Annotated in this window: 18 protein-coding genes and 1 pseudogene; 12 read left to right on the forward strand and 7 right to left on the reverse strand. The window is 74.1% G+C overall.

Features of this window, described 5'->3' with window-relative positions; all coding sequences use genetic code 11:
- The first annotated feature begins 56 nt into the window (after nt 1-56).
- From ACMCNN_RS13495 to ACMCNN_RS13505, 3 genes are read left to right on the forward strand one after another with little or no spacing between them, the layout of a single operon-like run.
- On the forward strand, nt 57-731 hold the full coding sequence (locus ACMCNN_RS13495; protein ID WP_412746539.1) for a response regulator transcription factor: 675 nt from the start codon (nt 57-59) through the stop codon (nt 729-731).
- Between the two features lie 43 nt (nt 732-774).
- A complete protein-coding gene (locus tag ACMCNN_RS13500) occupies nt 775-2,115 on the forward strand; it encodes an ATP-binding protein (protein WP_412747159.1) in 1,341 nt (446 codons plus the stop codon).
- Nucleotides 2,116-2,124: 9 nt separating this feature from the next.
- Complete coding sequence (locus ACMCNN_RS13505) at nt 2,125-2,514, forward strand: DUF1992 domain-containing protein (RefSeq protein WP_412746540.1); 390 nt, start codon at nt 2,125-2,127, stop codon at nt 2,512-2,514.
- A gap of 56 nt (nt 2,515-2,570) precedes the next feature.
- On the opposite strand, the gene ACMCNN_RS13510 is transcribed toward ACMCNN_RS13505, so the two are convergent.
- Complete coding sequence (locus ACMCNN_RS13510; RefSeq protein WP_412746541.1) at nt 2,571-4,196, reverse strand: DUF6114 domain-containing protein; 1,626 nt, start codon at nt 4,194-4,196, stop codon at nt 2,571-2,573.
- Between the two features lie 78 nt (nt 4,197-4,274).
- A complete protein-coding gene (locus ACMCNN_RS13515) occupies nt 4,275-4,913 on the reverse strand; it encodes a DUF6230 family protein (protein ID WP_412746542.1) in 639 nt (212 codons plus the stop codon).
- A gap of 636 nt (nt 4,914-5,549) precedes the next feature.
- Between ACMCNN_RS13515 and ACMCNN_RS13520 the strand changes: the two genes are divergently transcribed.
- From ACMCNN_RS13520 to ACMCNN_RS13540, 5 genes are all read left to right on the forward strand, one after another.
- Complete coding sequence (locus ACMCNN_RS13520) at nt 5,550-7,310, forward strand: phosphatidylglycerol lysyltransferase domain-containing protein (protein ID WP_412746543.1); 1,761 nt, start codon at nt 5,550-5,552, stop codon at nt 7,308-7,310.
- Nucleotides 7,311-7,315: 5 nt separating this feature from the next.
- Complete coding sequence (locus tag ACMCNN_RS13525) at nt 7,316-8,341, forward strand: hypothetical protein (protein WP_412746544.1); 1,026 nt, start codon at nt 7,316-7,318, stop codon at nt 8,339-8,341.
- A complete protein-coding gene (locus tag ACMCNN_RS13530) occupies nt 8,338-9,381 on the forward strand; it encodes an alpha/beta hydrolase (RefSeq protein WP_412746545.1) in 1,044 nt (347 codons plus the stop codon). The genes ACMCNN_RS13525 and ACMCNN_RS13530 overlap by 4 nt, the downstream gene beginning before the upstream one ends.
- The gene (locus tag ACMCNN_RS13535) at nt 9,378-10,103 is read left to right on the forward strand and encodes an SGNH/GDSL hydrolase family protein (protein WP_412746546.1); all 726 of its coding nucleotides are present in this window, start codon (nt 9,378-9,380) and stop codon (nt 10,101-10,103) included. The genes ACMCNN_RS13530 and ACMCNN_RS13535 overlap by 4 nt, the downstream gene beginning before the upstream one ends.
- Nucleotides 10,104-10,293: 190 nt before the next feature.
- The gene (locus ACMCNN_RS13540) at nt 10,294-11,913 is read left to right on the forward strand and encodes a methyl-accepting chemotaxis protein (protein WP_412746547.1); all 1,620 of its coding nucleotides are present in this window, start codon (nt 10,294-10,296) and stop codon (nt 11,911-11,913) included.
- Nucleotides 11,914-12,005: 92 nt separating this feature from the next.
- On the opposite strand, the gene ACMCNN_RS13545 is transcribed toward ACMCNN_RS13540, so the two are convergent.
- Nucleotides 12,006-12,488, reverse strand: a complete 483-nt coding sequence (locus ACMCNN_RS13545; protein WP_412746548.1) for a MarR family winged helix-turn-helix transcriptional regulator — start codon at nt 12,486-12,488, stop codon at nt 12,006-12,008.
- A gap of 154 nt (nt 12,489-12,642) precedes the next feature.
- Between ACMCNN_RS13545 and ACMCNN_RS13550 the strand changes: the two genes are divergently transcribed.
- On the forward strand, nt 12,643-14,274 hold the full coding sequence (locus ACMCNN_RS13550) for a methyl-accepting chemotaxis protein (RefSeq protein WP_412746549.1): 1,632 nt from the start codon (nt 12,643-12,645) through the stop codon (nt 14,272-14,274).
- A gap of 83 nt (nt 14,275-14,357) precedes the next feature.
- On the opposite strand, the gene ACMCNN_RS13555 is transcribed toward ACMCNN_RS13550, so the two are convergent.
- From ACMCNN_RS13555 to ACMCNN_RS13565, 3 genes are all read right to left on the reverse strand, one after another.
- On the reverse strand, nt 14,358-14,702 hold the full coding sequence (locus ACMCNN_RS13555) for a hypothetical protein (RefSeq protein WP_412746550.1): 345 nt from the start codon (nt 14,700-14,702) through the stop codon (nt 14,358-14,360).
- Nucleotides 14,703-14,715: 13 nt separating this feature from the next.
- Nucleotides 14,716-17,385, reverse strand: a complete 2,670-nt coding sequence (gene ppdK / locus ACMCNN_RS13560) for a pyruvate, phosphate dikinase (protein WP_412746551.1) — start codon at nt 17,383-17,385, stop codon at nt 14,716-14,718.
- 66 nt (nt 17,386-17,451) lie between these two features.
- Entirely contained in the window at nt 17,452-17,709 is a 258-nt protein-coding gene (locus ACMCNN_RS13565) for an SHOCT domain-containing protein (protein ID WP_412746552.1), read from the reverse strand.
- A gap of 276 nt (nt 17,710-17,985) precedes the next feature.
- Between ACMCNN_RS13565 and ACMCNN_RS13570 the strand changes: the two genes are divergently transcribed.
- The 3 genes and pseudogenes from ACMCNN_RS13570 (at nt 17,986) to ACMCNN_RS13580 (ending at nt 19,707) form a co-directional block, all read left to right on the forward strand.
- Complete coding sequence (locus ACMCNN_RS13570) at nt 17,986-18,282, forward strand: hypothetical protein (protein WP_412746553.1); 297 nt, start codon at nt 17,986-17,988, stop codon at nt 18,280-18,282.
- A gap of 111 nt (nt 18,283-18,393) precedes the next feature.
- A pseudogene (locus ACMCNN_RS13575) lies at nt 18,394-19,014 on the forward strand (phosphoribosyltransferase); the annotation flags it as partial.
- Nucleotides 19,012-19,707, forward strand: a complete 696-nt coding sequence (locus ACMCNN_RS13580) for a dienelactone hydrolase family protein (protein WP_412747160.1) — start codon at nt 19,012-19,014, stop codon at nt 19,705-19,707. The pseudogene ACMCNN_RS13575 and the gene ACMCNN_RS13580, both read left to right, overlap by 3 nt.
- Here ACMCNN_RS13580 and ACMCNN_RS13585 read toward each other — a convergent pair.
- Nucleotides 19,704-20,855, reverse strand: a complete 1,152-nt coding sequence (locus tag ACMCNN_RS13585; RefSeq protein WP_412746554.1) for a site-2 protease family protein — start codon at nt 20,853-20,855, stop codon at nt 19,704-19,706. The genes ACMCNN_RS13580 and ACMCNN_RS13585 overlap by 4 nt on opposite strands.
- Nucleotides 20,856-20,900: the final 45 nt, after the last annotated feature.

Genomic DNA, 20,900 nt, shown 5'->3' on the forward strand with positions numbered 1-20,900 from the left:
TGTGACCACGCTGAGAAAAACCCGTAGGGGTGGGGCGGGCGTGCCATCGTGGTCTGGTGCGGGTGCTGGTGGTGGAGGACGAGGCGCGCCTGGCCGCGGCGCTGCAGCGCGGCCTGCAGGCCGAGGGTTTCGCGGTGGACGTGACCGGCGACGGCCAGGACGGGCTGGAACTGGCCCGGCACGGCGGCTACGACGCGATGATCCTCGACGTGATGCTGCCCCGCCTGTCCGGCTACCGGGTCGTGCGCCAGCTGCGCACGGAACGCAACTGGCTGCCCGTACTGATGCTCAGCGCCAAGGACGGCGAGTACGACCAGGCCGACGGCCTCGACTGCGGCGCCGACGACTACCTCACCAAACCCTTTTCGTACGTGGTGCTGCTGGCCCGGCTGCGCGCCCTGCTGCGCCGCGGCGTGCCCGAGCGGCCCACGGTCCTGACCTGCGGCGACATCGAGCTGGATCCGGCCGTGCGCCGCGTCACCGTGGCCGGCGAGGAGGTCACCCTGACCGCCCGCGAGTACGCCCTGCTGCAGTACCTGATGCGCCGCCCCGGCGAGGTGCTGTCCAAGACGGAGCTGCTCGACCACGTGTGGGACGCAGCCCTCGACACCGCCCCGAACGCGGTCGAGGTGTATGTCGGCTACCTACGCCGCAAGATCGGCCGGGAGCGGCTGGAGACGGTCCGCGGCGCGGGCTACCGCCTCGCGGCGGTCCCGGTCGCCGGGGCCTGACCCGGTGCGCTGGCTGCGCGGGCTCAGCCTGCGGGTCCGCCTGCTGCTGGTCACTGTGCTGGTGCTGGTCGTCGGCCTGGGCATCGGCGGGGCAGCGCTGGTCGCGGCGCTGAACGTGGCGCTGCTGCGGGCCGCCAACACGGAGGCGCTGGACACCGCCAACGCGGTCGCCCGGCTGGTCGACGAGGGATCGCTGTCCGATCCCATCCCGGCACCGCCGGGCGTGCAGGTGCAGGTGGTGGACGCACAGGACAGGGTCACGGCCGTCTCGGTCGGCACCGACCGGCTGGTGCCGATCCTGTACCCCGACGAGATGGGCGCGCTGCCCGACCGGGCCGGGCGCTACCTGCCGGGGGAGCGGATCGGCCTGCCGGGCCGGGTGCGGGTCGTCGCGGTCGCGGCCGGTCCGGCGCACGACCGGGTACGCGTGCTGGTGGCCCGCTCGACGGCGGACCTGTCGCAGGGTGTGCACGTGCTGCGGGTGCTGCTGCTGGTCGCGTTCCCGCTGCTGGTCGGGCTGCTGGCGCTGGTGGCGTGGCGGCTGGCCGGGGCCACCCTGCGCCCGGTGGAGGCGCTGCGTGCGGGCGCGGAGAGGATCACCGGCGCTCCCGCCGGGCGAGGCGCCGACCCGCCGCAGCGGCTGCCCGTACCGGACACGGGCGACGAGATCCACCGGCTGGCGGTCACCCTCAACGACATGCTGGAGCGGCTGGGCGCGGCCCGGGCGCGGCAGCGGGCCTTCGTCGCCGATGCCGCCCACGAGCTGCGCAGCCCACTCACCAACATGCGTACGGAGCTGGAGGTGGCGCAACGCCTGCCGGACGGTACGGACTGGCCGGCGCTCGCCGACGACCTGCTCACGGACGTGGAGCGGCTCAGCCGCCTGGTCGACGACCTGCTGCTGCTGGCCCGCTCCGACGACGCGGCGACCCCGGCGGCGCCCGTCGGCGAGGTGGAGCTGGGGGAGTTGCTGGCTTCCGTGGCCGGCCGCTACCCGACGGTGCGCTTCACCCCGCCCGCCGAGCCGCTGGACATCCCGGGTGACCCGGACGCCCTCGCCCGCGTGGTGGCGAACCTGCTGGACAACGCCGTACGGCACGCCGCCTCGACGGTGGAGCTGACGACGGGCGCCGACGGGACGTACCGGAGCATCACGGTGACCGACGACGGGCCGGGCATCCCCGCCGCGGACCGGGAACGGGTCTTCGACCGGTTCACCCGGCTCGACGACGCGCGGGCCCGCGACGCGGGCGGGACCGGGCTCGGCCTGGCCATCGTGCGGGAACTGGTGCGCCGCCACGGCGGCACTGTCACCCTCGCCGACGCGGGCCCGGGGCTGCGGGTCACCGTCCGCCTGCCGGGCCGGGGCGCCGCCGGTTCGTAGACTGGCGCCATGGCGCACTGGTACGAGTCCGCCGTCGACCGCCGCATCCGGGAGGCCCGGGAGCAGGGCGAGTTCGACAACCTGCCGGGCACCGGCAAGCCCCTGTCCGATCACGGCCGCGAGTACGACGAGGACTGGTGGATCAAGGACTGGCTGCAGCGTGAGGGCGCCGGGTCCGGGGTGCTGCCGCCGACGCTGGCGCTGCGCCGCGAGGTAGAGGACCTGCCGGCCGCGGTGGACCGGCTGCGCTCCGAGGAGGCGGTGCGGGACCTGGTCGCCGAGGTGAACGAGCGGATCCGCAAGGCGCGGGTGGGGCTGCTGGACGGTCCGGCCGTGCTGCTGCCGCCGCGCGATCCCGACGAGGTCGTCCGCGGCTGGCGCGAGCGCCGGTCGGCCTGAGCGCGCGGCGCCGGCGCCGGGGCACGGCGCCGTTCACGTCCCGCAAGGGCCTCTCGTCAGGGCTTCTCGACGAGCTTCAGCGGGTCGGCGGTGAGGGTGTCGCAGCGGACGTAGGCGAGGTGGATCTTGACGTCGGTGAACCACAGCACCGGCAGGGTGAGCGGCGGCGGCGAGTCAGGGGTGAAGGTCACGGGGATGACGCCGAACAGCTTGCCGACGAACTTCGGGGTGTAGAAGCGCACGTTGCCGTCGGTGGTGAGGTTGCTGCTGCTGATCTGGGTGGTGTGCCCGCCCGCCTCGCCGACCGTGAGCTGGAACGGCTTGGTGACGGACTTGGTCATGCTGAACTTGAGCACCTTCAGCGGACCGTTCGGGGTGGTCACCGTCGTGACCCCGTCGTAGGTCGAGTTGTACATGGTCAGCGAGTCGCCCTCGAGGGTCCCGCCGTTCAGCGACACGTCCGGCAGGTCGTCCGGGCTCGCCTGCTTGAAGACCCGCGGGCCCAGGCACGGAATGTCCGACGTCGACGGCTGGGGGGTGTTCGTCGGCGTCGGGTCGGCGGCGGGCGCCTTTGCGGTGGTCTGGTCACCGGCCGGCGTCTCCCCGGCGGGCTTGTCGCCGGCGGGCTTGTCGCCGGCCGGGGCGCTGGTGGTCTCCGCCGGGGCCGGGTCCTTGGCGGTGGCGGTCGGGGTGGGCGCGGGGGCGCTCGACTCGCTGGTGCCGGGTGCGGGTTCGGCCGCCGGGTCGCCGAGACCCAGCAGGTTGCCGACGCCGTCGACGACCGCGCCGGCCGCGTCCTTGATGCCGTCGAGGACCGGGTGGTCACTCTCCTCGTCGTCGGCGCTCGCGGGAGCGCTCGACGACTGGGTGGTGCTCTCCTTGGCCGTTGCGCCGGTCTTGCCGGTGGCGGTGGCCGCCTTCGCCGCGGTGCTGGCGGCGGTGGCGCGCGGCACCGACTTGACGGCCGCGGACCGCGACGTCGCGGCCGCCGCGGCGCGGGCGGGCGCCGACGAGGCGGCCGCCGAGGTGGAACGCGACGGCAGGCCGTCCGGGCACTCGTCGGCGCTGGCGGGTAGGTGGCTGCCCGCCACGATCATCGCGGTCATCGCGGTCGGCACGAGGGCGATGACGAACATCTTGCGGTGCGACCCGCGGGGCGACGGGGGCGTCTGCTGGTCGCCGTCGGATTCGGCGAAGCCCGGCAGGATGGTGGTGGCCGCGTCCTCGGTCGTCGCGTACGACGAGACCGCGGTGTCCTGCTCCGGTGCGTCCGCCGGCTGGCCCGGCTCATCCGGGGTGGTGCCGTCGGTGACCGTGGGGACGGGACGTCGCGGCGCCCAGGCCAGGGTCAGCGCGCCGCCGACGATGCCGAGGATCATGCCGATGAAGAAGCCGCCCAGGTTGAGGCCGACGAGCGAGTACAGGGCGGTGAGCAGCCCGATGATGCCGTAGAACAGGCGCTGACCAGGGGTGAACCAGACCAGCAGGCCGCACAGCAGCAGGATCAGGGGGAGCAGGTAGGACAGGAAGCCGGTGGGCCCGACGTGGACCTCCATGTCGCCGACCGTCTGGTTGGCGCTGAAGAACAGCTCCAGACCGGCGAGCATGAGCAGGAGACCGCCCCAGAACGGCCGCCTGCGGCGCCACGCGCGGAACCTCTCGCGCTTGCTCGCTGTTGTCACGTACTCCTCCAAAGACTCTCAGCCGGCACGGCATAGGTGAGGCCCGCGGAGCGGATTCCGCGGGCCTCCGGTGTTACGTCAGAAGCATTCCGCCGGCTTACCGGACGGGTCCACGTTGACCTTGAGGCTCAGGCCCTTGAGGTTGAACGTGGCGGCCGTGGCCGAGTACCCGATCTGGCGCAGGTTGGTGATGACGACGCTGTCGGCCTCCTGGCCGAAGCCGCCCGCACCCTGCGGAGTGTCATCGTGCGCGTCCGGACCGCCCTTGGTGAGGGTGGCCGCCGACTGCCCGATGTTGATGTTCTTGAAGTTGGCGTCGCCGGAGAGCTCCGTCAGGCCGATCAGCAGTTCGCTCGCCTCGGCGGGCTTGCCGTCTTCACGGCCGGCCCGGATGGTGAGGCTGATCGGAAGACCGGGGGTCTTCACCGACTGGCACAGGTTGGTGAGCTTCGCCTTGTTGATGCCCGAGAGCGCGACCGGAATGTCACCGGCCTTCTCCTGGTGCACCTTGCCGCCGTACTGGGCGAAACCGTCGCCCTCCAGCTTGTCGGCCGAGATCTTGAAGCTCTGGCCCGACACACTGAAGGTGGCAGCAAGCGCGCCGTTGGCGATACCCAGCACGATGCCACCGGCAACCAAAGTGGGCACGCCCACAGCGACGGCGAAACGGCGCCAGTTCGTACCGCCGTACGCCGACTCGCCTAGTTCATCCTTCACGGATCCTCCTCGGAACATGGGGGACGGGTGCGGGCACACCGCCATGCGGCTCGCATCGACGGAGGACTCCTTCGTCTACCGCCAGTAGTGAGGCCCGTCGATGCGACCGTCGTAATGTGCGGGAAATGTTGCCGGTCACGGCACTGCGAGACAAGAGGCTCGGCTACCCGCGAGTAACCCAGGTCACCGGTTTTTGATTACTGTGCGTGAGGGGAATCGATGCGTGTGACGTGGATCATTGGTTGGAAGTGGACACATCGACCCGCCGGGGACGTTGTGACCGTCACCACACGTGCATGTAAGCGACGCATTACGGATCGGTAACGATGCCGCGAGATCTCTGAACCATCACGGCGTGCCGGACGATTAGAGAGGATTTGGTCCGTGATGGGGGCCACAGATTAGCGATCGTTCAGTCACTGATTCGAGTGATCCGCCCACCACGGGCCTCGCCATGGGTGCCGAGAGGATCACACACCGTGATGACTGCGGTGCGCGACCCGGACCCGGCGGGACCGGCGGCGCACCACAGGTTTGTGAACCGCGGCGCGGGCGGATCGAGGGCGACAGCCGGGACACAGACGACTCACAGCGAACTTTCCAGTGCCGCCAAGGCTGCCTCAAGACGATGAGCGGATGATGCGGCAAACCCGGGCGGTGCCCCCCACCGCCGAGCCGTGGCGGGCCCGCCCGCCCCTGTCGCGCGCGGCCGTCGCCCGCCTCGTCCAGCTGGCCGGGGCCTTCGACGTGGCCAGCGCGCTGCTGCCACCCCGACACGGCCGGCTGGCCGCGCTCGGGGAATTCCTGCCGATGGCCGGTGTCCTGTCCGCGCGGGCTGCCACGGGCGCCGTCGGCCTCTTGCTGATCTACCTGGGCGCCGGGCTGCGGCGCGGCAAACGCCGCGCCTGGCAGGTCGCCGTCGCGCTCTCCGGCGCCACGGTGGTCCTGCACCTGGCCAAGGGACTCGACGTCGACGCGGCCGTGGTGTCGGCCGCCCTGCTGGGGCTGCTCATCGCGGTGCGCGGCCGGTTCCAGGCACAGGCCGACCCGCGCAACCGATGGCGGGCGGCCGGCGCCCTCGCCGGCTTCGCCACCGCCGGTTTCCTGCTCGGCCTGCTGGAGATCGGGCTGCGCGCCAACCGGCTCGTGGGCCATCCCGGCGTGGCCGGCTGGGCCGCCGAATCCGCACTCGGCCTGGTCGGGATCACCGGCCCGCTGCGCTTCGTGCACCCGCTCGGCGCCGAGGCCGTCAGCCTCACCACCGGCGCGTTCGGGCTGCTGGCGTTCGGTGCCGCCGTGGTGCTGCTGCTGCGGCCGGGCAGCCCGCTGCCGCAACGCACCGACGCCGATGACGCCGCGGTCCGCGACCTGCTGCACCGGTACGGTGCCGCCGACTCGCTGGGCTACTTCGCGCTGCGCCGCGACAAGTCGCTGATCTGGGCGCCGTCGCGGCGCGCGGCCGTCGCGTACCGGGTGGTCAACGGGGTGAGCCTCGCCTCCGGCGACCCGATCGGGCTCGAATCGGCGTGGCCCGACGCGATCGGGCCGTGGCTGGCGGACTGCGCCCGGCACGGGTGGACCCCCGCAGTGCTCGGCTGCGGGGCCGCGGGCGGCCGGGCGTACCGGCGGGCCGGGCTGGACGTGGTCGAGCTGGGCGACGAGGCCGTGCTCGACGTCGCCGCGTTCCGCCTCGACGGGCGGCCCATGCGCGGCGTACGGCAGGCGGTGGCGCGCATCCGCCGGGCCGGATACGTCTGCCAGGTGGCCCGGCAGCGGGACCTGGACCCCGACCAGCTGGGGGAGGCGGTACGGGCCGCGGAGGCGTTCCGGGACGGCCCGGTCGAGCGGGGCTTCTCGATGGCGATGTCGCGCCTCGGTGACCCCGGCGACCCCGACTGCCTGTTCGTGCTCTGCCGCGACGCCACCGGGCGGATCCGGGGCGTGCTGCACTTCGTGCCCTGGGGCGCCGACGGGCTGTCGCTGGACGTGATGCGCGGCGACCGCAGCGCCGACAACGGGATCACCGAGTTCATGGTCGCCGAGACCGTCGCCGCCGCGCCCGGCCTGGGGGTCGGCCGGATCTCGCTCAACTTCGCGGTACTGCGCTCGGTGTTCGCCCGCGCCGAACAGCTCGGCGCCGGGCCGGTGCTGCGGGTCTGGCACCGGATCCTGCGCCTGGCGTCCCGGCTGTGGCAGATCGAGTCGCTGTACCGGGCCAACGCCAAGTACCTGCCGATGTGGGTGCCGCGCTACCTGTGCTTCCCGACCGCCCGGGACCTGCCGCGGATCGCGGTCGCGGCGCTGTCCGCGGAGGCGTTCCTGCCCGCCGGGCGCCGTCCGGGGGTGCCCCGGCAGCGGACCGCGGCGCCGGCCCCGCTCGACCCCGCGGTGGGCTGACCGTCATGGCTCTCACCGGTCTCGTGCTGCTCGCCTGCGCTCTGCTGGCGTCGCTGGCGGTCGCGGCCGCGACGGTTCGGTTCTGGTCCCTGCCCGGCCGGTGGCGGCTGCCCGCGCGGGTCGCCGGGGTGCTGCTGACCGAGGCGCTCCTGGTCGCCACCGCCGGGCTGGTGCTCAACCGGCACGAGGAGTTCTACCCGTCCTGGGCGGCGCTGCTCGGCGACACCGGAACGCGGGCGTCGGCCACCGTCCGCGCCGCCGGGCGGCTGGACGGGCTGTTCAGCCGTACCGGTGCGGCTGCGCCGTCGTGGCGGCCCGCCGGGTGGGCCGCGTGGCGGCTCGCGGCCGCGCCGCTGCTCGTCGTACCCCCGGGATACCGGGCGCGGCGCTCGGTCGCGTACCCGGCACTGCTGGAACTGGTCGCGCCGGGTGGCACCGCGGCGGCGATGCGGGCGGCGGCGGCGAACCCGGACGCTGTCCGGGTCGTGCTCGTGCCGACCGGCCGCACCGCCGCGGCCGCCCTGGCGGCCCTGCCGGGCCTGCTGGCCGCCGATCTGCGGGTGACCGCACGCGGGTGGGCCGTGGTGGCCGTCGCGGCACGGGCCGGGCTCGCCGCCCACCTCGTGCGCGACGACGCCCGGTTCAGCGCCCTGGCCGTCGTCGGGCCTGCCGCCGCCGCGCCGACGGCGCCCCGTGCCGGGGCCGGGCTCACCGCGCTGAGCGCCCCGGGCGCACCGATCGGTTCGACCGGATCGAGCGGCCCCTGCGCCGCAGCCGAGCCCGGAGCGGGGGCCGGGGCCGCAGCCGGAACTCGGGCCGGGGTCGAGGCCAGCGCCGGGCAAGGGGCAGGGGGCGAGGTCGGGGCTGGGGCCGAGTCCGTCGCCTCCGGGGTGGCGGTGCGCTGCTTCGGGGCAGGGGGCGCCACCGCGGTCGCCGCCGGGTCGGCGGGACGGGTGTGGGCGGCGGCCGACGCGTGGGCGGTGGGGCAGACGCCGGCGCCGCTGGCCGCCCCGGCGGTGCTGCCGAGGTGAGGATCGACAGCGCTGCCGGCGTGCTCACCGCGATCGCGGCCTGCGTCGCCGCGGCGGTGGTGCTGGGCCGGGTGTGGGACCGCGCACGTCCGGTTGCCCGCGCGGTGGCAGTCACGGCTAGCGTGGTGAGCGTGCTGGCCACCGCGGGACTGGAGCTCAACCGGCTCACCGAGACGTACCCGACGTGGTCGGCCCTGGTCGGCGCGGCGCCCGGGTCGCCGTCCGGGCCGTCCGGTGCGGTCGCCGCCGCGGCGACCGGCAGCCAGCTCGTCACGATCACGGTGGCGGGCCCGCACACCGGCATGACCATGCCCGTGTACGTGTACCTGCCCGCCGCCTACCGCAGCCCGGCCGGGCGCCAGACCCGATTCCCGGTCATCGAGGCGCTGCACGGCTACCCCGGTTCGCCGCGTACCTGGCTGAACCGGCTGGACGTGCGGGCGCACCTGGACGCCGAGATCGCGGCGGGACGGATGGCGCCGACCGTGGTGGTGTTCCCGTACCTGACGCCGGCGCCGTTGCTGGACACGGAATGCACCGATCTGGTCCGGGGGCCGAAGGCCGAGACGTACCTGGGTCTCGACGTGCCGGCGGCGATCCGGCGGGAGTTCCGGGTCCGTGCCGACCGTGCCGGGTGGGCGCTGACCGGCTTCTCGGCGGGCGGGTACTGCGCCACCGACCTGCTGCTGCGCCACCCCGACCGGTACACGGCCGCGGCCAGCCTCTCCGGCTACGCCACGCCCGGCATCGCGATCGGGGACGGCAGTGAGCACACCACGGCCGACGACGCCTGGCGGCTGCGCCACCTGCCCGCGCCCGCCGCGGCGCTGTACCTGGGGTACGCCGCCGACGACACCCACGCGGCCCGCGACGCGCGGCTGCTGGCCCGGCTGGCCCGGTTCCCGCTGGAGGTCACCACGGCCGTGGTCGCCCACGGCGGGCACAGCGACGCGGTGTGGCAGACGATGGAGGCTCCCGCGTTCGACTGGCTCAGCGAGCGGCTCGGCCGGCCGGTTGCGGCGCGGGGAGTGGCCGCGTGATCCGCCGGGTTCTGGCGCTGGCCGGCGTGGCCGCGCTGAGTGGATGTGCCGTCGCCCAGGCTCCGGCGCCCGTGTCGGCGGCGCTGACCGTGGTCACCTTCGGTGACTCCGTCGCCGCCGGTACGGACTGTGACTGCACCCCGTTCCCCGACCTGTACGCGGGCCGGCTCGGCGCCCGCTCGCTGAACCTGGCGCAGCCGGGATCCACCGCGCAGGACGTGTCCGACGAGATGGACAGCGAGGAGGGCACCGACGCGGTCCGCGGGGCGAACGTGGTGCTGCTCATGGCGGGGGCGAACGACCTGGCCGACGCGTTCGACGCGGGCACCGGCGCGCACGGGTACGCCCGGGCCGCCGACGGGGTGCAGCGCGAGGTCACCGCCGCGATCACCCGGGTACGCGAACTGCGCGGCCCGGACTGCGAGGTGCTGGTGCTCGGCTACTGGAACGTGGTGGAGGACGGCGACGTCGCGAAGGCCGACTACGACGACGACAGGGTGGCGGACGCGGCGTCCGCGACCAGGTACGCCGACGACGCGCTGCGCCGGGCGGCGGCCGCGGGCGGGGCGGCGTACCTGGACACCTCCGCGGCGTTCAAGGGCGCCGACGGCCAGGCGAACCCGACCGGTCTGCTGGCGGAGGACGGCGACCACCCGAACGCCCGCGGTCAGGCCGCGATCGCCGCCGCCGTGTACGAGGTGCTGCCCGACCCGCCACAGTGACCGGTCGGCAATGCCTTTGCCGGCAAACTGTCTGAGCTTTTCCCCGTACGGGTGCGCGCGGTGACGCTGCGCACCATGTGGCCCGCTGTCCTCACTCCAGCGTCCCCGCCGGTCGATCGGAGGGCTGCAGCGTACGCGCGGATGTGTCCGCGTGCCCCAGAATCCCGGGAGTGCGGCAATGAGGACGTCCATGATCACCGTCAGGTCCGGTGCCCGTCGGGTGGCGCGGCTGGTGACCGATCGGCGGGTGAACACCAAGATCTGGCTGGCGGTCGCCCTGATGGCGCTGGCGGCCGTGGGGGTGTCCGCCGCGGCGTTGATCGGTATGCGGCAGATGCAGGTCCGGTCCGACTACCTGTACCGGCAGGCGCTGGTCCCGGTCACGCAGCTCGCCAAGATGCAGCATGCGGCCGAGTTGACCCAGGTCGGGCTGCTCAACGCGGCGGCCTCGGCGGAGCCCGCCCAGATCACCGAGTACCTGAAGGACAGTCAGGCCCAGGACGCGGTCTTCGATCAGGCGTTCAAGAACTACCGGCTCTCCGACATGACCGGGCGGCAGCAGGCCGTCGCCCAGGTCGCCGACTCGATGGCCCAGTACCGCAAGCTGCGCGACGACTGGATGGCACCGTCGATCCAGCGCGGCAACCTGGTCGCGTTCCGCGGTGTCCGTGGCGGTCAGGGCACCGTCGTGCTGTCCAACCTCAACGCGGGGCTGGACCGGCTGGTCGAGATCGAGACCGCGGCCGCCCGGGCACAGAACAACGACTCGCGGGCCACGTACGTCAGCTCGCGCACCATGGTGATCGCGTTCGTGGTGCTCGGCGTCCTCGTCGCGGGTGTGGTGAGCTGGCTGATCGCCCGGGCGATCACCCGCCCGCTGGCCCACTGCGTCGCGGCGCTGCGCCGGGTCCGCGACGGTGATCTGACCGTACGGATCCGGTTGTCGGGCCGCGACGAGGTGGCGCAGCTGGCCGGAGCCCTGGACGCCTCGACGGAGTCGACCGCGGTGATGGTCGGCGAAGTCACGCAGAGCGCGGCGCGGGTCGCCGCGGCGGCGGAGGAGTTGTCGGCGGTGTCGACGCAGTTGTCGGCGGCGTCGGAGGAGACCTCCGTGCAGGCCGGTACGGTGTCGGCGGCCGCCGACCAGGTGTCGGCCAACGTGCAGACCGTGGCCGCCGGTGCGGAGCAGATGTCGGCGTCGATCCGTGAGATCGCGGGCAATGCCGGTGAGGCGGCGAAGGTCTCGACCGACGCCGCCGAGGCGGCGGCGCGCACCAACGAGATCGTGGCGCAGCTCGGGCAGTCGTCGGCGCAGATCTCCGGCGTGGTCGAGCTGATCACGTCGATCGCGGAGCAGACGAACCTGCTGGCGCTGAACGCGACGATCGAGGCGGCGCGGGCCGGTGAGCACGGTAAGGGCTTCGCGGTCGTCGCGACCGAGGTGAAGGACCTGGCGCAGGAGACGGCGCGGGCGACCGGGGACATCGGGGCGCGGATCTCCGCGATCCAGGAGGAGACGGCGCAGGCGATCGCGGCGATCGGGGAGATCGCGGTGGTGACCGGCCAGATCAACGGATACGCGTCGACGATCGCGGCGGCCGTGGAGGAGCAGACCGCCACGACCAGTGAGATGGTCCGCAACGTGGCCGAGGCGGCCTCCGGGACCGGGGAGATCGCGGGCAACATCGCGGGCGTGGCGGCGGCGGCCGGTTCGGCGGCCTCCGGTGCGTCGGAGACGCAGGTGACCGCGAACAGCCTGGCCGCGATGGCGGCCGAGTTGCAGCAGCTGGTCGCGATCTACCGGACCTGAGTCACCACGATCAACAGACCACCGGCCGGCACGGCGTCTCCCGTGCCGGCCGGTGGCGTATCGGTTGCGGTGCGGTGTGGTGACCTCGCCGGTCAGCGGGGCGGTTCGCCGAGCAGGACGCCGGTCAGCAGCGTGCGCAGCACGCCGTCGTCCTCCGGGGCCAGCACCCCGTAGCTGCTCGTCAGCGCGGCGTTGATCTCGGGCCGGGCGTCCGCGTACAGCATGCGGCCCGCCTCCGTGAGGTGAACGTGCACCGTGCGCTGATCGTCGTCCGGCCGCCGCCGGGTCACCAGCTGGCGTCGGCTGAGCCGGGCCAGGGCGGTGGACACAGTGGACGCCCGGACACCCGCTCCCGTGGCCAGTTCGCCGGCCGAGAGTGCGCCGGGATGGGCGTACAGGCGGCCCAACAGCACCCAGTCGCTGAGCTGCAGGTCGAAGGGGCGCAGCGCCTCCGACAGCTGGGTGGTGATCAGCGACCCGGCCAGGGCCAGCAGATGCGCTCCGCTGAGGCCCGCCAGGTAACTGGCGCGCTCCCGCGGCTCCTCTGGAAGCCAGGCGCTGATTGTTGTGGACACGCCTTATTAATCGGCTGTTGACCGGCCCCCTAAACTTCCCGAACCCTTCGGCGTCGAAATGTTCAGCACCCCGGCCCCCTGACCGATCGGTGGGTCACAGCGTGGGGTTCCTCACTTCCGGCCGTCGGCCGGCAACCAACGCGAGGGGGGTGTCATGAGCACGTCGATCAAGGTCCGCGGATTCCGGGGCAGTCAGTTCGCCAAGCTGGTGACCGACCGCAAGGTCGGCACCAAGATCGGGTTGGCCGTCGCCACGATGGCACTGGCCGCCCTCGCGGTGGGCGCCGTCGCGCTGATCAACATGGGCGCGATGCAGAGCCAATCGGACTACATGTACAGCCAGACTCTCGTGCCCATCACCGACCTGGCCAAGATGCAGCACGCGGCCCAGTCCATGCAGAGCAACCTGCTGAATGCCGCGGTGTCCACCGATCCCGCCCAGGTGAGCAAGTTCGTGCAGGGCAGCAAGGCCCAGGACGCGGCGTTCGACCAGGCGTTCGCGCGCTACACCGCCACGGACATGACCGGCCGCGAAAAGGCGGTCGCCAAGGTCAAGCAGGCCACGGCCGCGGTCCGGCAGGTCCGCGACGGCAAGCTCATCCCGGCCGCCGAGCACGATGACCGGGCCGAGTTCGCGCGGGTGCGCGACGCCGAGGCGGCGACGGTTCTCAACGACCTCAACACCGGGGTGGACGAGCTGATCGAGATCGAGACCGGTGCCGCACGCAGCCGCAACGTCGAATCGCGCGCCACGTACAACAGCGCGCGGGTCATGGTGATCCTGTTCCTGGTCCTCGGTCTGCTGGTGGCCGGTGGCGTCAGCTGGCTGATCGCCCGCGCGATCACCGGCCCGCTGTCGCGCTGCGTGGGCGTGCTGGTCCGGGTCCAGGGCGGGGATCTGACCCAGCGAACGGGGCTGACCGGTCGCGACGAGGTCGCGCAGCTGGCCGTCGCGCTGGACGGCTCGACCGAGTCGACCGCGGCGATGGTGCGCGAGGTGACAGAGAGCGCCACCCAGGTCGCCGCGGCGGCGGAGGAGTTGTCGGCGGTGTCGACGCAGTTGTCGGCGGCGTCGGAGGAGACCTCGGCGCAGGCCGGTACGGTGTCGGCGGCCGCCGACCAGGTGTCGGCCAACGTGCAGACCGTGGCCGCCGGTGCCGAGCAGATGTCGGCGTCGATCGGCGAGATCGCGGGCAATGCCGGTGAGGCGGCGAAGGTGGCCACCGACGCCGCCGAGGCGGCGACGCGGACCAACGAGATCGTGGCGCAGCTCGGGCAGTCGTCGGCGCAGATCTCCGGCGTCGTCCAGCTGATCACGTCGATCGCGGAGCAGACGAACCTGCTGGCGCTGAACGCGACGATCGAGGCAGCCCGTGCCGGTGAGCACGGCAAGGGCTTCGCGGTCGTGGCCACCGAGGTCAAGGACCTGGCGCAGGAGACCGCACGGGCGACCGGCGACATCGGGGCGCGGATCTCCGCGATCCAGGACGAGACGGCGCAGGCGATCGCGGCGATCGGGGAGATCGCGGTGGTGACCAGCAAGATCAACGATTACGCGACGACCATCGCGGCGGCCGTGGAGGAGCAGACCGCCACGACCAGCGAGATGGTCCGCAACGTGGCCGAGGCCGCCTCCGGGACCGGCGAGATCGCGGGCAACATCTCCGGGGTGGCGTCGGCGGCGGACTCCGCGGCGTCGGGTGCCTCGGAGACGCAGGCCACCGCGAACAGCCTGGCCGCGATGGCGACCGAGCTGCAGCAGCTGGTGTCGACCTACCAGACGTAGCCGGCAACGCACGGGGACTTACCACCCACCCCGCCGTGGCCGGTCCGGGCACCATCCGGACCGGCCACGGCTCATTTCGGCTCTCAGGGCTGCACCACCAGCCGGTGCGCGCGCAGCGCCCGCGCCCACCACGGCCGCGGCCCGGCCGGGCGCAGCGGGGGCGCCCCGGTCCGCTTGAGGCTCACCCAGCCGCCGGGGCCCATGGTGAGGCTCCCGATCGCGGGGCGCCGGCGCAGCGCGGCCGCCGCGGACGCGGCGACCACGCAGGCCGCGACGGTGCCCAGCGCGGCCACCCCGAGCCGGGTCACGTCCACCACCGGCCGGTACACGGCCACACCGTCGCGCAGCACGTACGCGCCGACGGGGCGGTCGCCCTCGGACACCGCCAGTACGGTGCAGGCGGGGCTCATGGCCTCGACGACGGTCATCGTCTCCACCCCCTCAACGACTGTCCGAGGTTGTGGTGCCCGGCGCGGTCGCGGCCCGGCCGGCCTCCAACCGGGCGACCGGCACCCGGAACGGCGAGCAGGACACGTAGTCGAGCCCCGCGTCGTGGAAGAACCGCACCGAGTCGGGGTCGCCGCCGTGCTCGCCGCACACCCCGACGGTCAGCTCCGGCCGGGCCGCCCGGCCGCGTTCGACCGCGACCCGCACCAGCTCGCCCACGCCGTCGGCGTCGATCGTCTCGAACGGCGAGACCGCGAAGACACCCAGCGCCAGGTACCGGCCGAAGAACGCGCCCTCCACGTCGTCGCGGGAGAACCCCCACGTCATCTGCGTCAGGTCGTTGGTGCCGAAGGAGAAGAACTCGGCGCTGCGGGCGATCTCACCCGCGGTCAGCGCGGCCCGCGGCACCTCGATCATCGTGCCGATCCGGATCGGCGGGGCACCCTCCACCCCGGACAGCACGCGCAGCGCTTCGGCCCGTACCGTCTCCAGCTCGCGGGCCGAGCCGACCAGCGGCACCATGATCTCGGGGCGGGGGTCGCCGCCGACGGCGGCCCCCGCCGCGGCCGCCTCGGCGAGCGCGCGGACCTGCATCGCGAACAGGCCCGGCACGACCAGGCCGAGCCGCACCCCGCGCAACCCCAGCATCGGGTTGGCCTCGTGCATGCGCCGCACGGCGGCCAGCAGCACCGCGTCGCGGCCGGGGTCCTCGCCGCGCGCCTCGGCGCGGGCCACCCGCGCCGTCAGGTCCTCCAGCGGGGGCAGGAACTCGTGCAACGGTGGGTCGATCAACCGCACCGTGACCGGCAGACCGTCCATCTCGCGCAGGATCTCGGCGAAGTCGGCGCGCTGCAGCGGCAGCAGCCGGGCCAGGGCGTCCTCGCGGGCCGCGTCGTCGGCGGCCAGGATCAGCCGCTCCACCAGGACGCGCCGTTCGCCGAGGAACATGTGCTCGGTGCGGCACAGCCCGACCCCGGTGGCCCCGAACCGGCGGGCGCGGGCGGCGTCCGGGCCGGTGTCGGCGTTGGTGTGCACGCCGAGGCGGCGGGTGGCGTCCGCGTGGGACAGCAGCCGGTGCACCGCGGCCAGCAGCGGATCGCTGTCCGGGGCCAGCTCGCCCTCGAAGTAGCGGACCACCGACGAGGGCTGTACGGGTACGTCGCCCGCGTACACCCGGCCGGTGGAGCCGTCGATCGAGATCAGATCACCGGCATGCAGCACGGTCCCGTTGACCCGCAGCTCCTGCCGTTCCGGGTCGATGCTCAGCTCCTCGGCGCCGCACACGCACGTCCGGCCCATGCCGCGGGCGACGACGGCCGCGTGGGAGGTCTTGCCGCCGCGGCTGGTCAGGATGCCCCGGGCCGCGATCATGCCGGGCAGGTCGTCCGGGTTGGTCTCCCGGCGCACCAGGACGACAGGGCGGTCCGCGGCCGCCGCCTGCGCCGAGTCGAACACGATCGCCCCGACCGCGGCGCCCGGCGAGGCCGGCACGCCCGTGGTCAGCGGCTCGGGCGCGGCGGCCGGGTCGAAGCTCGGGAACATCAGCTGCGCCAGCTGCCGCCCGGTGACCCGCTGCAGCGCCTCGTCGAGGCTGATCATCCCCTCCTCGACCAGCTGGGCGGCGATCACGAACGCGGCCGCCGGGGTGCGCTTGCCCACCCGCGTCTGCAGCATCCACAGCCGGCCCCGCTCGATGGTGAACTCGATGTCGCACAGGTCGCGGTAGTGCTCCTCCAGCCGGTGCATGATCGAGCGCAGTTCGCGGAAGGCGGCCGGGTCGATGCGTTCCAGCTCCTGCAGGCCGACCGTGTTGCGGATGCCCGCCACGACGTCCTCGCCCTGGGCGTTCTCCAGGTAGTCGCCGTACACGCCGGGGCGGCCGGTCGCCGGGTCGCGGGTGAACGCCACCCCGGTGCCGGAGCCGGGGCCCCGGTTGCCGAAGACCATCGCCATCACGGTGACCGCGGTGCCCAGATCCTGCGGGATCGCCTCCTGGCGGCGGTAGAGCACCGCCCGCTCCGCGTTCCAGGACTCGAAGACGCTGGCCACGGCCAGGGCCAGCTGCTCGTGCGGCGACTGCGGGAAATCCCGGCCGGTGTGCGCGTGGAACACCTTCTGGTACGCCTCCACCAGCCGTCGCAGGTGGCCGGTGTCCAGCTCCGCGTCCGTGGCCACGCCCGCGTCGCGGCGGGCGGCGTCCAGCTCGGCCTCGAACTGTTCACCCGGCACCCCGCACACGGTCCGGCCGAACATCTGGATCAGCCGCCGGTAGGAGTCCCACGCGAAGCGCTCGTCGCCGCTCTGGCCGGCCAGCCCGGCCACTGTCGCGTCGGTGAGCCCGACGTCCAGGATGGTCTCCATCATGCCGGGCATCGAGAACCGGCCGCCGGAACGCACGGACAGCAGCAGCGGGTCGGCCGGGTCGCCGAGGCGCCGCCCGAGTTGCCGTTCCATCCGGTGCAGGTGCGCGTCGACCTCGTCGAGCAGTCCGGCGGGCAGCGCACCCGTGCTCAGGTACGCCCGGCATGCCTCGGTTGTGATGGTGAAGCCGGGCGGCACGGGCAGGCCCATCCGGGTCATCTCGGCGAGATTCGCGCCCTTGCCGCCGAGCAGGTCCGCGAGGTCCTTGTTGCCGTCGGCGAAGTCGTACACGTACGTGGGCATGGTTCGTCCCGCTTCCGTCGTCGATTGTTCCCGGGCCGCACGCGGTCCCGGCGTGGGGGAGGGCGTTCAGCGGGCGCCGCGGTGCAGTACGCGCAGGCGCTGCTCGTACTCATCGGTGTCGATGTCGCCGACCGCGAGCCGGTCGGCGAGCGTGCGCTCGGCGCCCTCGGTGGCCGACCCGCCGCCCGGCACCCGCGTCGGGGAATGCCCGAAGGCGCGCAATGCCAGCAGCACCGCCGCGCCGATCAGGGCGAAGAAGGCCAATGTCGAGAAGACCATCATCAGCCAGCCCCAGGGGCCCATGCCTCCGCCGTAGAACATCATGACCGGCCTCCCTTCCCGCACCTTCATCGTCGCGCCGCTCCGGCGCCGTCGCACGGGCCGACCGGCCCCCGGTCGCCGGGCCCCCGGACCCGCGCCCGGGATCGGCGGCGATCGACGGGACCTTCGGCACTGCTGCCCCGGGCCACGGGGGTGTGTGCTGGCCGCAGTGCCGCGCGGCCGGGACGCTCCCGACTGGACCGCCGCCGGGCCGGTGCCGGGCGACCGGAGCATTCGCTGGCCCGGCCGCCCCGGGTTGAGCATGATGGCGGATAGGGGGTGATACCCGTGGTGTTCCTGTTCGTCATGACGGCCGTTCTGCTGGCGGCGTGCGTGGCCGCCGTCTGGCCGTGGTCGGAACCCGTGCCGGGCACCGAGGACCCGCGTGAGCAGCCCGCCGCGGCCGCCGAGCCGCAGCCCGAGAGCCTGGAGGGTGTGCTGGTGGCGCAACTGCGCGCCGGGGAGATCACCCGTCGGCAGTACCTGCGGGCGATGGCCTCGCTGGCGGCGCGGGACGACGAGCGCCACCCGCTCGCCCCGCCCCCCGACACCCGGTGGCCGCCGTCGGAGGCCTGACCGGCGTCGCTCGTGCGGCCGGTGGATGCGGAACGGGCCGTACGGCCCTGTTCGCGGGTGCGCCCCGGGTATGCGATGGACCTTGCCGCGCTGTTCAGGCAGGGGGTCCGCATGTCCTTCCGTGATCGCATCGACGCCGGTCGCCGGCTCGCCGACGAGCTGAGTCCGCTGCGCGGCCGCGACGACATCGTGATCCTCGGGCTGCCCCGCGGCGGCGTGCCGGTGGCCGCCGAGGTGGCCCGCGGCCTGGGCGCCCCCCTCGACGTCATCGTCGTGCGCAAGGTCGGTGCGCCGGGCCAGCCGGAACTGGCGCTCGGCGCGGTCGGGGAGGACGGCGAGGGCGTCGTCAACGTCGGACTCGTGCGAGCCCTCGGGGTCAGTCAGGCCGAGCTGCGGGCCGCCCAGGACCGGGCCCGCGACGAGGTGCGCGCCAGGGTGCATGCGCTGCGCGGGCACCGGCCGCGGGTGCCGCTGGCCGGGCGTACAGCGATCGTGGTGGACGACGGGGTGGCGACCGGTGCCACCGCCCGCGCCGCGTGCCGCATCGCCCGCGCCGCCGGCGCCGCGCGGGTGATGGTGGCCGTGCCGGTGGCCCCACCGGATGCGGTCGAGTCCCTCGCGGGGGCCGCCGACGAGGTGGTGAGCCTGCTGCATCCCGCGCTGTTCGGCGCGGTGGGGCAGTTCTACGACGACTTCTCCCAGACCCCCGACGCGGAGGTGACCGCGCTGCTGGCGAGGTCCGGACGACGTGCGGCCGCGCCGCTCGACGCGTACGACGCCGAGGTGGTCGTCGACGCCGGCGGCGTCCCGCTGCCGGGCCGGCTGACCGTGCCGGCCGGGGCCCGGGGCATCGTGGTGTTCGCGCACGGCTCCGGCAGCGGGCGCGCCAGTCCCCGCAACCGGCACGTGGCCGACGTGCTGCACGGCGCCGCCCTGGGAACGCTGCTGTTCGACCTGCTCACCGAGCCGGAGGCGAGCCAGCGCAGCAACTTGTTCGACATCGGCCTGCTGGCCGGTCGGTTGCTGGACGCGGTCGCCTGGCTGCGCGGGCGGGCCGGTTCCGCCGCGGTGGGACTCTTCGGGGCCAGCACCGGCGGGGCCGCGGCGCTGGCCGCGGCGGCCACCCCGGGTACGGACATCGCCGCGGTGGTGTCCCGCGGTGGACGCCCCGACCTGGCCCGGGACCGGCTGGCCCGGGTGCAGGCGCCGACGCTGCTGATCGTGGGCGGCGACGACCACGTGGTGCTGGAACTCAACCGCGACGCGCGCCGCCGGTTGCACTGTCCGAACCGGCTGGCCGTGGTCCCCGGCGCGGGCCACCTGTTCGAGGAGCCGGGCGCGCTGGACGTGGTCGCCGCGGCCGCCGCCGAATGGTTCACCGACCATCTCGTACCGGATGTCGTGCCCGCGGCCGTCGCTCCCTAGAGGATCTCGGCGCCGCGGCTCCGGTCCGGCACCCCGCCCAGCTCGGCCACGTCCAGCGCGCGACGTACGTCGCCCGGGCTGAGCACCCCGCAGGGGCGGCCGCCGACCGTGACCACGGCCAGCCGGTACGGGTCGCCGAGCACCCCCAGCGCCCCGAGCAGCGGGGTGTCCGGCGCGATCACCCGGACCCGCGCCAACGGCACCCTGACGTCCGTGAGCCGGGTCGTGGCCCGCGCCGGGCCGGGCACCGTCGCCAGCCGGGACAGGGTGACCAGCCCGGCCAGCGCCCCGTCGAGCCCGACCACCGGGTACGCCCGGTGCGGGGACGTCGCCGCGACGGTGGAGACGAACGCGGCGATGGACTGCCCGGCGTACCCGCACACCGGTGGCGCGGTCATCACCCGCGCCACGTCGATGCCGGCCAGCCCGGTGCTGAGCCGGACGTCGGCGGCCTCGGCGCCGGCCGCGGTGGCCAGAAACCAGCCGAGCAGCATCAGCCACAGCCCGCTCAGTGAGCCCGACACGAGCACCGCCGCGAGCCCGCCACCGGCCACCAGGCCGCCGGTGACCTGCCCGGCCCGGGCCGCCGCCCGCCGGGCCGCCGCCCGGTCGCCGCGCCGCCACCAGACCAGCGCCGCGACGACCCGCCCGCCGTCCAACGGGGCGCCGGGCAGCAGGTTGAACACCGCCGTGACCGCGTTCACCGCGGCCAGCCAGACCAGGCCGACGCGCAGCGGCGCGAGCCCGGCGAGGGCGGCCAGCCACGCGGCGCCGGCGAAGAGGCCGGAGGCGGCCAGGCTGGCCAGCGGCCCGGCCAGGGCGATCAGCAGGTCGGCGCGCGGGTGCGGGGGATTGCCGTCCAGTTCGGACACCCCGCCGAGCAGCCACAGGGTGATCGCCTTGACCCGTACGCCGAAATGCCGCGCGGTCAGCGCGTGGGCCAGTTCGTGTCCGAGCAGCGCGGCCAGGAACAGCCCGGCCAGCGCCACGGCCACCAGCCAGTACGCGGCGGCGGCGTACCCGGCGGCGGCCGCGGGCAGCAGCGCACCCGCGACCCCCTGGGTCAGCAGGAGCAGGATGAGCAGCACCGACCAGTGCATGCCGACGGGGATTCCGGCGATCTGGCCCAGTCGCAGGTTCTGGCGCATCGGATTCGCCTCCATTCCCCCGGTCCGTCGGGGGCGGGGTCGCGC

Source organism: Krasilnikovia sp. MM14-A1004, assembly GCF_047159485.1.
Lineage (GTDB): Bacteria > Actinomycetota > Actinomycetes > Mycobacteriales > Micromonosporaceae > Actinoplanes.